The following is a 12136-nucleotide window of genomic DNA, read 5'->3' as shown; positions in this document are numbered from 1 at the left end:
CCGTCATCGCGAGCAGGCTCACTCCTACAAGGGTCTGTGGCGTGCTGAAAATGAAACTTCTGTCATGCAACCAATCGCCCTGTGACCGAATGTCGCGGATTTAGCGGGCTGCAGCACTGTTGCGGTTTTCGCAAAAATACATTGCACAAAGCGAAGGTTTACTTAGCAAGCTAACAAACTCTATAACTGAGTCCTGCACACGCCTTGCTGCAGATATCAGAGATTGGAGCTAGCAGATGACTGTAAAAGTGACTGAACGCGACGATTCACACATGTCCCATGAAGGCGTAGCCGCCGGGGTACGGATTTGGGATGTGCATCAACAGGATTTGTTGGTGGGGATGTTCCACAACGAGATCGACGCCCACAATTACAAGGCCGAACTGGAAGTACAGGAGTGGCAACGCGAGCTGCAATCGGCACAACCTGCATAAAAAACGCCCCCCTGTAGGAGCGAGCAGGCTCGCGATGGTCGCTAACGATAACGCGGGAAGTCTGATTCCCCGCGGTGCTCTTGAGTCCATCGCGAGCAGGCTCGCTCCTACAATGGGGGTGTTGTCATTGGCCGCTTACCACATCAGATCATCCGGAATCTTGTACGCCGCGTACGGATCGTCCTCGGCGATGACTTCTTCGGTCTGCACATTCAGCTGCACGATACGCTGCGGGTCGCGCTCCTGGATCTTCAGCGCAGCTTCACGGGGAATCACTTCATAGCCCCCGGCATGATGCACGATGGCCAGCGAGCCGCTGCTGAGCTTGTTGCGCATCAGCGTATTGACGCAAATACGCTTGACCTTCTTGTCGTCGACGAAGTTGTAGTAGTCCTCGGTCGTCAGTTTCGGCAGGCGCGAGACTTCGATCAGTTGCTTGACCTGAGCGGCGCGGGCTTTCGCCTCGGCTTTCTCCTGCTGCTGGCGGTTGAGCTCCTGGTCGCGTTTGACCTTCTCGGCCATGGCTTCCTGTGCAGCACGCTGCTGGGAGTCATCGAGTTCGATCTGGCCTTTGTGAGCCAGACGCTGTTGTTTCTGTTTGTCTTTGCTGACCTGCTTGGCCTGCTTCTGGTTGACCAGCCCTGCTTTGAGCAACTGGTCGCGAAGGGAAATGCTCATGGTGCTTATTACTCACTTAGGCAACTGCTCAACCGCAGCTGGGCAAATTCTTTTCCTGTCGTTTGGCCTCGCCCCACAGGGCGTCCAACTCTTCGAGGGTGCAATCTTGTATGGGACGCAGGGTATCGCGCAATGCCTGTTCGATAAAACGGAAGCGCCTTTCGAACTTGCCGTTGGCGCCCCGCAATGCGGTTTCCGGGTCGACCTTGAGATGCCGCGCCAGATTGACCACGGAAAACAGCAGGTCACCGATCTCCTCGGCCACAGCTTGCGGATCGTTTTCGGACATGGCTTCGAGCACTTCATCGAGCTCTTCACGCACCTTGTCCAGCACCGCAAGCGCATCGGGCCAGTCGAAACCGACCTGCCCTGCGCGCTTCTGCAGCTTGGCCGAACGCGACAGCGCCGGCAACGCGGCAGGCACATCATCGAGCAAAGACAGTTGCTGCGGTGCGATGGATTTCTCGGCGCGTTCCTCGGCCTTGATCTCCTCCCAGCGCTGCTTGACCTGCTCTTCATTCAGGCGCGGCACATCCAGCGGCGCATACAGATCACCGGTGGGAAATACGTGCGGATGACGGCGGATCAGCTTGCGGGTGATGCTGTCGATCACGCCGGAAAACTCGAAGCGCCCTTCTTCCCGAGCCAATTGACTGTAATAGACGACCTGAAACAACAGATCGCCCAACTCGCCCTGCAAGTGATCGAAATCACCGCGCTCGATGGCATCGGCCACTTCATAGGCTTCTTCGAGGGTGTGCGGGACGATGGTGGCGTAGGTTTGCTTGATGTCCCACGGGCAACCGTACTGCGGGTCACGCAGGCGGTTCATCAGGTGCAGCAGGTCTTCGAGTGAATACATCTGTCATGTCTCTACACAAAACCAATGTGGGAGCGGGCTTGCTCGCGAATGCGGTGTGTCATTCAGTGCACATTCCGACTGACACGCCCTCTTCGCGAGCAAGCCCGCTCCCACAGTTGATTGGCGTCGTTCTTCAGGGGGTTCGGTTACGCCGGGTTTCGATGATGTTCGGCAACTGGGAAATCCGCCCCAGCAACCGCCCCAGTGCATCCAGCCCCGGAATCTCGATGGTCAGGGACATCAGCGCGGTGTTGTCCTCCTTGTTCGAGCGGGTATTGACCGCTAGCACGTTGATCCGCTCGTTGAGCAGCACTTGCGAGACGTCACGCAGCAACCCCGAACGGTCGTAGGCGCGGATAACGATGTCCACCGGATAGGTGAGCACCGGTACCGGCCCCCAACTGACCTGGATGATTCGCTCCGGTTCGCGACCCGACAGTTGCAGCACCGAAGCACAGTCCTGACGGTGAATGCTCACGCCTCGACCCTGGGTGATGTAACCGACGATCGCATCACCCGGCAACGGCTGGCAGCAGCCGGCCATCTGGGTCATCAGGTTGCCAACACCCTGGATCTGGATGTCGCCGCGCTTGCCCGGCTTGTAGCCGGTAGCTTTGCGTGGAATCAGTTCCAGTTGCTCGTTTCCGCGCTCCGGCTCGACCAGTTGCTGTGCCAGATTGACCAGTTGCGCCAGGCGCAAATCACCGGCACCGAGGGCGGCAAACAGGTCTTCGGCGGTTTTCATGTTGGCTTTGTCAGCCAGCTTGTCGAAATCCACCGCCGGCAGACCGAGGCGATTGAGTTCTCGCTCCAGCAAGGTTTTACCGGCCGCGACGTTCTGGTCGCGGGCCTGCAGCTTGAACCAGTGAACGATCTTCGCCCGCGCCCTGGAGGTCGTGACATAACCCAGGTTCGGGTTCAGCCAGTCACGGCTCGGAGTGCCGTGCTTGCTGGTGATGATCTCGACCTGCTCACCGGTTTGCAGGCTGTAGTTGAGCGGCACGATGCGCCCGTTGATCTTCGCACCACGGCAGTTGTGACCGATTTCGGTGTGTACGCGGTAGGCGAAGTCCAGCGGTGTGGCACCCTTCGGCAAGTCGATGGCGTGACCGTCCGGGGTAAAGATGTACACCCGGTCAGGCTCGATATCGACCCGCAGCTGTTCCGCCAGGCCACCGATGTCGCCCAGCTCCTCATGCCACTCGAGCACCTGACGCAGCCAGGAGATTTTCTCTTCGTAGTGATTGGAGCCAGACTTGACGTCGGTGCCCTTGTAGCGCCAGTGCGCGCACACACCGAGTTCGGCTTCCTCGTGCATGGCGTGGGTGCGGATCTGCACTTCCAGCACTTTGCCCTCGGGCCCGATCACCGCGGTGTGCAGCGAGCGATAGCCGTTTTCCTTGGGGTTGGCGATGTAGTCGTCGAACTCTTTCGGGATGTGCCGCCACAGGGTGTGGACGATACCGAGCGCGGTGTAGCAGTCGCGCATTTCCGGCACCAGCACGCGAACGGCGCGCACGTCGTAGATCTGGCTGAACTCCAGACCCTTGCGCTGCATTTTGCGCCAGATCGAATAGATGTGTTTGGCCCGGCCGCTGATGTCCGCATCAACGCCGGTGGCGTGCAGTTCGTTTTTCAGCTGGCTCATCACGTCGCTGATGAAGCGCTCGCGATCCAGTCGCCGCTCGTGGAGCAACTTGGCGATCTGCTTGTACTGGTCCGGCTCCAGGTAACGGAAAGACAGGTCTTCCAGCTCCCACTTGATATGACCGATACCCAGGCGATGGGCCAGCGGCGCGTAGATGTCGAAAACTTCACGGGCCACGCGGTTGCGCTTTTCATCGTCGGCGGTTTTCACCGCGCGGATCGCGCAGGTTCGCTCGGCCAGTTTGATCAGGGCAACGCGCACGTCGTCGACCATGGCCACCAGCATTTTGCGCAGGTTTTCCACTTGGCCCTGTGTGCCCAGCACCAGGGATTTGCGCGGGCTCAGACTGTCGCTGATCGCAGCCATGCGCAACACGCCGTCGATCAGCTTGGCGACCACCGGGCCGAAGCGTTGGCTGACGGCCGGCAGCTTGATCTGGTCTTCGCGCACGCACCGATACAGGATCGCGGCGACCAGTGAGTCCTGATCGAGCTTGAGGTCGGCGAGGATCTCGGCGATCTCAAGGCCGGTGCGGAAAGTCGAGTTGCCTTCCGACCACAGATTCTGTGCCGCATTGGCTTGTTGTTCGGCCTCGCGAGCGTACTCGCAGGCTTCCTTCAAGGCTTCGCGATCCAGTGCCAGATCGACACTGACCGCATGATCGAGCCAAGCCTCGAGATTGATACTGCCGTCGGTGTTGATCGGCTGGTGTGCTCTCACCTGTACCATCTTGCTTACCTTCCCTACGACGCAGATTCAATGCGTCAAATCGCTGACCTTCGGTGCCCGTGCGCCACGCCGGGCTGGAGTGCGGCTGCACGGACGGGCCAGTCGGACCAGACGAGCATCCTAGCTCGCTTCAAATAACGCCATGGCCTCGACATGTGCCGTTTGAGGAAACATATCGAGAATCCCGGCACGTTTTAACCGGTAGCCCTGCTTGATCAATTCGACCGTGTCGCGCGCCAGAGTTGCAGGGTTGCACGACACATACACCAACCGTTCGGCGCCCAGGGTCTTGAGCTTGCGCACAGCCTCGAAAGCACCGTCACGCGGTGGGTCCAAGAGTACCGCACAAAAGCCTTCGGCGGCCCATTCGGCGTCAGCCAAAGGCTGGGATAAATCGGCCTGAAAAAACTTCGCGTTATGCAGATTGTTGCTGGCGGCGTTTGCCGCTGCGCGGTCGACCATCACCTGCACACCTTCGACCGCCACCACTTCACGAGCAGCCTGGGCCAGCGGCAAGGCAAAGTTGCCCAGCCCGCAGAACAGATCCAGTACCCGTTCATCCGCCGCCGGCTTCAACCAGTCCAGCGCCTGGGCAACCATCGCTTCGTTGACGCCGGCATTGACCTGGATGAAATCCCCCGGGCGATACGCCAGTTCCAGGTCCCACTGCTCCAGACGATAACCCAGCGATTGACCGGCCTCGACCGGCTGCGGCTCACCGTCGCCGTGCAGCCACAACTGGGCTTCATGGAACGCGCAGAAATCCTTGAGGATCGTCAGGTCGGCTTCAGACAGCGGCGCCATGTGCCGCAGCAACACCGCCAGCGAGGAACCGCTGAACAACTCCACATGCCCGAGTGCCTGAGGTTTGCTCAGTCGCCGCAACATTTCCGGCAAGCGGGTCATGATCGGTTGCAAAGGCTGTACCAGCACCGGACATTCATTGATACCAACAATGTCCTGGCTGCCGGCGGCGCGGAAACCGACTTCGAGTTTCTTTGCCTTCATGTCCCAGCGCACGGCGACACGGGCGCGACGACGGTAGCCGAACTCCGGACCACTCAATGGCGCAGCCCACTCTTCGGGCTCGACACCGGCGACCTTGGACAACTGCTCGGCGAGCATGCGCTGTTTCAGGGCGAGTTGTTCGTTATGCGGCAGATGCTGCACGCTGCAACCGCCGCAACGACCGGCATGGGCGCACGGCGCCGGGCGGCGCAATTCGCTGGCCTTGAACACCCGCTCGGTGCGCGCTTCAACCACTTTGCCGTGGGCACCGAGCACGCGTGCCTCGATCTCCTCACCGGCCAATGCGCCGATGACGAACCAGGTGCGGCCTTCGAAAAACGCGATACCGCGACCGTCATTGGCCAGGCGCTCGATGCTCAGGCGCTGCTTTTTGCCGGTCGGGACTTGCGGGGCCTTGCTGCCGCCGGTGGGCTGGAAGCGCAGACCTCTTTCATGTTTGGCCATCAGTTGGGCGCGTCGAAAATGCCGGTCGACAGGTATCGGTCGCCACGGTCGCAGATGATCGCGACGATCACCGCGTTTTCAACTTCTCTGGACAGGCGCAGCATCGCTGCCACGGCACCGCCCGAGGACACACCACAGAAGATGCCTTCTTCGCGGGCCAGACGACGGGTCACGTCTTCGGCTTCGCTTTGCGCCATGTCGACGATGCGATCGACGCGGTCGGCCTGGTAGATTTTCGGCAGGTATTCTTCGGGCCAGCGACGAATGCCCGGAATCGCCGAGCCTTCCATCGGTTGCAGGCCGATGATCTGCACGCTCTCGCTCTGCTCTTTCAAGTAGCGCGAGACGCCCATGATGGTACCGGTAGTACCCATGGAGCTGACGAAATGGGTGATGGTGCCCTCGGTCTGGCGCCAGATTTCCGGGCCGGTGGTGGTGTAGTGCGCCTCGGGGTTGTCACCATTGGCGAACTGATCCAGCACCTTGCCACGGCCTTCGGCTTCCATTCGCTGAGCGAGGTCGCGGGCGCCTTCCATGCCTTCTTCCTGAGTGACCAGGATCAGCTCGGCGCCATACGCGGTCATGGCTGCCTTGCGTTCGGCGCTGGAGTTGTCCGGCATGATCAGGATCATTTTATAACCCTTGATCGCGGCGGCCATGGCCAGGGCGATCCCGGTGTTACCGGAAGTCGCTTCGATCAGCGTATCGCCGGCGTGGATCTGCCCGCGCAACTCGGCACGGGTGATCATCGACAGCGCCGGACGGTCCTTGACCGAACCCGCCGGGTTGTTCCCTTCGAGCTTGAGCAAAAGGGTGTTGCTGGTGGCGCCGGGCAGGCGCTGCAAACGGACCAGCGGAGTGTTGCCGACGCAATCGGCGATGGTTGGGTACTGCAAGGTCATGGCGTATTCGCAATCCAGACTGCGGGGGCGACTATCATACCGGCAAACGTTCGCAGGCCATATCACGCAAAGTGCGGTGCTTATGGTTTATGGGAATAAGCAGCAAGCCTGGAGCGGCAAGCGACATTGGAGGTGGCTCTGGGGGCAAGAAAACAGGGGAGTATTGTGATGGGAGCAAGGGCCGCTTCGCGGGCAAGCCGGCTTGCCGCACCGCCGCTCCCACAGCGGGACCAGGTTGCTCACACATTCGACGACTGGAACACGGTCAGCGTGGGAGCGGGCTTGCTCGCGAAGGCGTCGTCACCTGCACTATCGAAATCCGCCGGCAGACACATATTCAGGCGCAACCCGGCTCCCGTGTTCTGCGCCCAAAGCCGGCCACCCTGCCGCCGCACCGCATTCCTCGCAATGCTCAAGCCCAGGCCGAATCCACCATCCCCCGGGCGCGAACCGTCGAGTCGGGTAAAAGGTAGAAAGATGCGCTCCAGATCAGCTTCAGCCACGCCACCGCCCTGGTCCTCCAGCCATAAATGCCAGAACGTGCCCTCACGCCGCCCACCGAGGTGAACGATGCCGCCATCAGGTGAATGTCGAATGGCGTTACGCAGGATGTTCTCCAGTGCCTGGGCCAGGGTATTGAGATTCCCGCGAACCCAGCAGGACGCATCCACCGTGCATTGCAACTGGGCAGAAGGCCAGCCGCATTCATAGCAGGCGTTTTCCGTGAGCATCTCCCACAAGGCCTGGATCTGGATCGCCTCGTCGGGTAATCGTTTGCGTTCGGTGTCGAGCCAGGCCAGTTGCAGAGTGTCCTCCACCAGGCGTTGCATGCCATCGACTTCACGACCGATGCGCTCGCGTAGTTGCTCCAGCCCCTGCTCGCTTTCGCTGGCCACCCGCAGGCGGCTCAGCGGCGTACGCAATTCGTGGGAAAGGTCGCGCAGCAACTGCTGCTGTAACGCCACGGTATTCTGCAAACGTTCGGACATGTGATCGAACGCCCGGCCCAGTTCGCCCAGCTCATCGGAACGCCTGGTAGTGCTGCTCGACAGCCGCACATTCAATTGATCGGCGCGCCAGGCATTGGCCTGTTCACGCAGGTGATTGAGCGGCACCACCAGAAGGCGGTACAGCCCGACGCACAGCAGCAAGGTAAACAGCCCTGGTATGACACCATTGGTGATCACGCGCCAGAACACCCGGTACTGCCCGGGCACGAAGCGCTGGGGCAACTCGATGACCAGGCTGCCGTCGGAGGGGTCACCGGGAAACGGCACGCGCATCCAGGGCTGGCCTTTCTTGTGGATTGGCCAGTCGAGGCCGCGCAGGAAGGTCAGGTGGCGGATCTCATCGTCTGTCAGCGGCTGACTGCTCAACGACTGCAAGTTCCCGTCGATCACGCCTACCCAGACTGCTTCGCGCTCACGCGTCGCCTGCAACCAACTATCGACGCCTGACTCCTGGCCTTGCCGCCACGCCTGCTCGGCCTCGGCGGCATAACGCGTCAGTGTGCCCCGGGCGCCATCCGACAGAAACTGGTTGCGCTGTTCCATGTAGCGCCCCCAGGACCAACTGAGCCAGATCATCAGCAGACAGAACGCCACCAGCAGGCAGGCCAGCTTCCAGAACAGTGAATGCCGGCCCGGCAGATTACAACTCATTGGCTGCGCTCAGGATGTAACCCTTGCCCCAGACCGTAAGCACTTCGCGCTCGGTGTAGCCGACGGCCTTGAGCTTGCGGCGGATCTGGCTGATATGCATGTCCAGGCTACGATCATGCGCTGCATAACCGCGTTTGAGCACATGCTGGTAAAGAAAGGCCTTGCTCAGCACCTCATCGGCGCGCTTGAGTGTTTCCAGCAGCCGATACTCGCTGCGCGTCAGGCCAACCGCCTGCTCGCCGTAGAAAACCTCGCCACACTCATCATCGAATCGCAGACTGTCCGTCGAGGGTGCTGGCACTGCCGGCGCCGGCCGCCGATCGAGCGCCACCCGTCGCAGAATCGCCTCGATACGAACTCGCAACTCCGCCATGCTGAAGGGTTTGGGCAGGTAGTCATCGGCGCCGAGGCGAAAACCGCTGATGCGATCCGCCTCGGCGCCAAGGGCGGACATCAGCAAAACCGGGGTGGAATGGCTCTGGCGCAATTGAGTCAGCACCGCCAGGCCGTCCATGCCCGGCAACAGGATATCCATCAACACAACATCGAACGATTGCTCGCGGGCCAAGGCCAGGCCTTCCTGGCCGTTCTGGCACCAGGTCACCTGGAAACCGCTGCGGTCCAGATGCTCGTGAACATAGGCGCCCAGCACGAGGTCGTCTTCGATGGACAGGATTCGAGGATGGCCGGCAGCAATGGGATTCATGACTATCTGCTAATAATTCTCAGTTATGCAATTATTCAAGATTGCTTCGCCAGGAGCAACCCAAGGTTTGCCGGTATGGCAAAAGAGCGGTCCAGCGTTACCCGTGACAACATTAATTTTGCCAGGATCGCCCGCATGCAAATCGCTACACTGCGCAAGTGGTGCATGCCGGACGCATGTGCAGGTCTATGAATAGCCGGATGCAGGAGAGAGGCGTGCACAAGAAACTGGGAATCAAAGGCCGCGTGTTGATGCTGACCTTGCTGCCGACCAGCCTGATGGCATTGGTCCTGGGCGGCTATTTTACCTGGATGCAGCAATCGGACCTGCAAACCCAACTGCTGAAGCACGGTGAAATGCTCACCGAGCAACTCGCCCCGTTGGTGGCCCCGGCCATGGGCCACCAGGACAATGAGTTGCTCGAACGTATCGCCACTCAGGCCCTGGAGCATCCGGATGTGCGCGCAGTCACCTTCCTGGCGCCCGACCGCACTCTCCTGGCCCATGCCGGCCCGACGATGCTCAATGCGGCGCCTTCGGGCGACGGCACGCAGATGCTGCGCCGCAGCGGCAACGATGCGACACGTTACCTGCTTCCCGTGTTCGGCAAACACCGCAATCTGGCGGGCGACGTGATCCCCGAAGAAGCGGAACGCCTGCTGGGCTGGGTGGAAATCGAACTGTCGCACAACGGCATGCTGTTACGCGGTTACCGCAGCCTGTTCGCCAGCCTGCTGCTGATCGGTATCGGGCTGCTGGGCGCGGCGCTGCTGGCGTTACGCATGGGCCGCACGATCAATCGCCCGTTGGGCCAGATCAAGCAAGCGGTGGCCCAGCTCAAGGACGGGCATCTGGAAACCCGCCTGCCACCCCTGGGCAGCCAGGAACTGGACGAGCTGGCCTCCGGCATCAACCGCATGGCCGGCACCCTGCAAAACGCCCAGGAAGAATTGCAGCACAGCATCGACCAGGCCACCGAAGACGTGCGCCAGAACCTGGAAACCATCGAGATCCAGAACATCGAACTGGACCTGGCGCGCAAGGAAGCCCTGGAAGCGAGCCGGATCAAGTCCGAATTCCTCGCCAACATGAGCCATGAAATCCGCACACCACTCAACGGCATCCTCGGCTTCACCCACCTGCTGCAGAAAAGCGAACTGACACCGCGTCAGCTGGACTATCTGGGCACCATCGAAAAATCCGCCGACAGCCTGCTGGGGATCATCAACGAGATCCTCGACTTCTCGAAGATCGAGGCCGGCAAGCTGGTCCTGGACCATATTCCGTTCAACCTGCGCGACTTGATACAGGACACGCTGACCATCCTCGCCCCCGCCGCCCACGCCAAGCAGCTGGAGCTGGTGAGCCTGGTTTATCGCGACACACCGCTGTCCCTGGTGGGCGATCCGCTGCGGCTCAAGCAGATTCTCACCAACCTTGTGAGCAACGCGATCAAGTTCACCCGTGAAGGCACCATCGTCGCCCGTGCCATGCTCGAAGAAGATCACGACGACACCGTGCAACTGCGCATCAGCATTCAAGACACCGGCATCGGCCTGTCGAGCCAGGACGTGCGCGCCCTGTTCCAGGCCTTCAGCCAGGCGGACAATTCACTGTCGCGCCAACCTGGCGGTACCGGCCTGGGGCTGGTGATTTCCAAGCGTCTTATCGAACAGATGGGCGGCGAAATCGGCGTAGACAGCACGCCGGGCGAAGGTTCGGAATTCTGGATCAGCCTGAGCCTGCCCAAAACCCGTGACGATGCCGAAGACCTGCCCGCAGCGCCGCTGTTCGGCCGCCGCGTGGCGGTGCTGGAAAACCACGAACTGGCCAGGCAGGCGTTGCAGCATCAACTGGAAGACTGCGGCCTCTCGGTCATCCCGTTCAATACCCTGGAAAGTCTGACCAACGGGGTTACCAGCGCCCATCAGACCGATCAGGCCATCGATCTGGCGGTGCTGGGAATTACCAGCAACGATATGCCGCCGGAGCGCCTCAACCAGCATATCTGGGACCTCGAACACCTCGGCTGCAAAGTGCTGGTACTGTGCCCGACCACTGAACAGACGCTATTCCATCTCTCGGTGCCCAACCCGCACAGCCAGCTACAGGCCAAACCGGCCTGCACCCGCAAACTGCGCCGGGCCCTGTCCGATCTGGTCAGCCCGCGCCCCCCGCGCAGCGAGCCTGGCGAACCGCTGTCCAGCCGTGCGCCGAAGGTGCTGTGCGTCGACGACAACCCGGCCAACCTGCTGTTGGTGCAGACCCTGCTCGAAGACATGGGGGCCAAGGTGCTCGCCGTGGACAGCGGTTACGCTGCGATCAAGGCGGTTCAGCACGAGACATTCGACCTGGTGCTGATGGACGTACAGATGCCGGGCATGGACGGACGCCAGAGCACCGAGGCGATCCGTCTATGGGAGAGTGAACGGCACTGCACACCGCTACCGATCATCGCCCTCACCGCCCACGCCATGGCCAACGAAAAACGCGCGCTGCTGCAAAGCGGCATGGACGACTACCTGACCAAACCGATCAGCGAACGGCAATTGGCTCAGGTCGTGTTGAAGTGGAGTGGCCTGGCGCTGCGCGATCACCGCCTGGATCGCGCCAGTGATAGCCATGGTGGAACCCATGACCTGCTGGTGCTCGATCACGAAGAAGGTTTGCGCCTGGCCGCCGGCAAGGCGGATCTGGCGGCGGACATGCTGGCAATGCTGCTGGCGTCACTGGAAGCCGACCGCGAAGCCATACGTAGCGCTCGCCACGCCGCCGACCATAACGCGCTGATCGAACGGGTGCATCGCCTGCATGGCGCGACGCGTTATTGCGGCGTACCGCAATTGCGCGCCGCCTGCCAGCGCAGCGAGACCCTGCTCAAGCAACAGGACCCGAAAGCTGCCATTGCCCTGGAAGAGCTGGACCGGGCAATCAATCGCCTGGCTGCCCAGTCGCGCATGAATGCTTGATTCACAGCAATGGCGTTGCCACGCAACCGCGTAAACTCAACGCAAACCCTGTAGGAGCGAGCCTGCTCGCGAAA

General features: G+C 61.0%; 9 protein-coding genes. 2 read left to right on the top strand and 7 right to left on the bottom strand.

What is annotated here, in order from left to right:
- The first annotated feature begins 236 nt into the window (after positions 1-236).
- On the top strand, positions 237-434 hold the full coding sequence (locus KW839_RS23615) for a hypothetical protein (protein ID WP_218425650.1): 198 nt from the start codon (positions 237-239) through the stop codon (positions 432-434).
- A 135-nt stretch (positions 435-569) separates the two neighbouring features.
- On the opposite strand, the gene KW839_RS23610 is transcribed toward KW839_RS23615, so the two are convergent.
- The 7 genes from KW839_RS23610 to KW839_RS23580 all read right to left on the bottom strand — a co-directional run bounded on the left by KW839_RS23610 (position 570) and on the right by KW839_RS23580 (position 9093).
- Positions 570-1112 carry a DUF2058 domain-containing protein gene (locus tag KW839_RS23610; RefSeq protein WP_015096441.1) on the bottom strand — a complete coding sequence of 181 codons (543 nt, stop codon included), beginning with the start codon at positions 1110-1112 and terminating at the stop codon, positions 570-572.
- Positions 1113-1140: 28 nt separating this feature from the next.
- Positions 1141-1974 carry a nucleoside triphosphate pyrophosphohydrolase gene (gene mazG / locus KW839_RS23605; protein ID WP_218425649.1) on the bottom strand — a complete coding sequence of 278 codons (834 nt, stop codon included), beginning with the start codon at positions 1972-1974 and terminating at the stop codon, positions 1141-1143.
- 133 nt (positions 1975-2107) lie between these two features.
- Entirely contained in the window at positions 2108-4351 is a 2244-nt protein-coding gene (relA, locus tag KW839_RS23600) for a GTP diphosphokinase (RefSeq protein ID WP_060540752.1), read from the bottom strand.
- 120 nt (positions 4352-4471) lie between these two features.
- Positions 4472-5824: a 23S rRNA (uracil(1939)-C(5))-methyltransferase RlmD gene (rlmD, locus tag KW839_RS23595; RefSeq protein ID WP_218425648.1), complete on the bottom strand. Its 1353-nt coding sequence runs from the start codon at positions 5822-5824 to the stop codon at positions 4472-4474.
- Positions 5824-6726: a cysteine synthase CysM gene (gene cysM / locus KW839_RS23590; RefSeq protein WP_060540754.1), complete on the bottom strand. Its 903-nt coding sequence runs from the start codon at positions 6724-6726 to the stop codon at positions 5824-5826. Before cysM ends, rlmD begins: the two co-directional genes overlap by 1 nt.
- A 239-nt stretch (positions 6727-6965) precedes the next feature.
- Positions 6966-8387, bottom strand: a complete 1422-nt coding sequence (locus tag KW839_RS23585) for a sensor histidine kinase (protein WP_218425647.1) — start codon at positions 8385-8387, stop codon at positions 6966-6968.
- On the bottom strand, positions 8377-9093 hold the full coding sequence (locus KW839_RS23580) for a response regulator transcription factor (RefSeq protein ID WP_218425646.1): 717 nt from the start codon (positions 9091-9093) through the stop codon (positions 8377-8379). Before KW839_RS23580 ends, KW839_RS23585 begins: the two co-directional genes overlap by 11 nt.
- Positions 9094-9308: 215 nt before the next feature.
- Between KW839_RS23580 and KW839_RS23575 the strand changes: the two genes are divergently transcribed.
- Complete coding sequence (locus tag KW839_RS23575; protein WP_060540757.1) at positions 9309-12062, top strand: response regulator; 2754 nt, start codon at positions 9309-9311, stop codon at positions 12060-12062.
- Positions 12063-12136: the final 74 nt, after the last annotated feature.

The organism is Pseudomonas sp. PDM31 (assembly GCF_019218965.1).
Classification (GTDB): Bacteria; Pseudomonadota; Gammaproteobacteria; order Pseudomonadales; family Pseudomonadaceae; genus Aquipseudomonas.
The sequence above is the reverse complement of the archived record's forward strand: the minus strand, read 5'-3'. Positions and strand labels throughout refer to the sequence as shown.